The organism is Actinomycetota bacterium (assembly GCA_040905475.1).
In the GTDB taxonomy this organism is placed as follows: Bacteria; Actinomycetota; AC-67; order AC-67; family AC-67; genus DATFGK01.
The window spans coordinates 1-1,892 of sequence record JBBDRM010000016.1; the positions used below are offsets into that span (position 1 = coordinate 1).

At 66.4% G+C, this 1,892-nt stretch carries 1 protein-coding gene; it reads right to left on the reverse strand.

Annotated features, from left to right (window positions below; translation table 11 throughout):
* Nucleotides 1-1,892 (reverse strand): excinuclease ABC subunit UvrA (gene uvrA, locus WEB06_01700; protein ID MEX2554328.1); only part of this gene is annotated, 1,892 nt, incomplete at both ends.

The window sequence follows — 1,892 nt, forward strand, 5'->3', positions numbered from 1 at the left end:
CCGACGTCGTTCAGCGTCTCGAGGTGACGGCGGATCACCGGCAGCGCCTCGAAGAAGCCGACCGCCTCCTCGACCGACATCTCGAGCACCTGGGAGATGTTCTTTCCCTTGAACGTGACCTCGAGGGTCTCGCGGTTGTAGCGCTTCCCCTTGCACACCTCGCACGGGACGTAGATGTCGGGCAGGAAGTGCATCTCGATCTTGATCTGGCCGTCGCCGGCGCACGACTCGCAGCGACCGCCCTTGACGTTGAACGAGAAGCGGCCCGGCAGATAGCCGCGCGCGCGGGCTTCCGGCGTCTGGCTGAACAGCTGCCGCACGTGATCGAAGACGCCGATGTAGGTCGCCGGATTCGAGCGCGGGGTCCGGCCGATCGGCGCTTGATCGACGTTGACGACCTTGTCGATGTGCTCGATGCCGGTGAGCGCGCGATGCTTCCCCGGGACCGTGCGCGAGCTATAGATCTTGTGCATCAGCGCCGGATAGACCGTGTCGGTCAGCAAGGAGGACTTCCCGCTGCCGGACACCCCGGTGATGCACACGAGGCTACCCAGCGGGAATCGCACGTCGATGTTCTTCAGATTGTTCTGCCGCGCGCCCTTGACGGTGATGTAGTTGCCGCCCGGCGGCCGGCGCCACGCCGGCACGGGGATCGACCGTTTGCCCGCGAGGTACTGACCCGTCAGCGACTTCTTGTTGCGCAGGAGCTCCTTGTACGAGCCCGCATGCACGATCTCACCGCCGTGCTCGCCGGCGCCGGGTCCGATGTCGACGACGTAGTCGGCCGTCTGGATCGTCGCTTCGTCGTGCTCGACGACGATCAGCGTGTTCCCGATGTCGCGGAGGCGGATGAGCGTCTCGATCAGTCGGTGGTTGTCGCGCTGATGCAGGCCGACGGAAGGCTCGTCGAGGATGTAGAGCACGCCGACGAGCCCGCTGCCGATCTGGGTCGCGAGCCGGATCCGCTGCGCCTCGCCGCCGGCGAGGGTCGCCGCCGAGCGCTCGAGGGTGAGGTAGTCGAGCCCGACGTCGATGAGGAACCCGAGGCGCGACGCGACCTCCTTGATGATCCGGTCGCCGATCAGGTGCTCGCGATCGCTCCACTCGAGGGTTCGGAGGAACTTGTCCGTCTCGGAGATCGACATGCGGCAGAGCTCGGAGATGTGGACCCCGCCGACGGTCACCGCCAGCGACTCCGGCTTCAGGCGCGTCCCCTTGCACGCCGGGCACGGCACCTCCAGCATGTACTCCTCGATCTTCTCGCGTTGGTAGTCGCTGTCGGCCTCGTCGCGCTTCCGCTCGAGCCAGCGGACGACGCCTTCGTAATAGGTGTTGTAGGAGCGCGTCCGGCCGTACCGGTTCCGATACTTCACGTGGACCTGGTCGTCGCCGGTGCCGTACAGGAAGATGTCTTTCTGCTTCTTCGTGAGCTTGCGCCATGGCGTCTTCGGCTTGGCGCCCGCGTGCTCCGCGACGGACTCGAGCATGCGCGCGAAGTACTCGGTCCGGCCGCCCGTCCACGGCGCGATGGCGCCCTCGGTCACCGACAGGTCCGGGTCGGGGACGACGAGCTCCTCGTCGACCTCCAGGTGCGTGCCGAGCCCGTCGCAGCGAGGACACGCGCCGTACGGTGAGTTGAACGAGAAGTTCTTCGGCTGGAGCTCCTCGAACGAGAGCCCGCAGTGGTGACACGCCAGGTGCTGCGAGTACGTCTGTACCTCGCCGGCGTCGACGAGCTCGATGGCGACCATCCCCTCGGCGAGGTTGAGCGCCGTCTCGATCGAGTCGGCGAGACGGCGTTCGAGGCCCGGCTTCATGACCAGCCGGTCGACGATCACCTCGATCGAATGCTTGTAGTAGCGGTCGAGCCGGATCTTCTCGGAGAGCTCGCG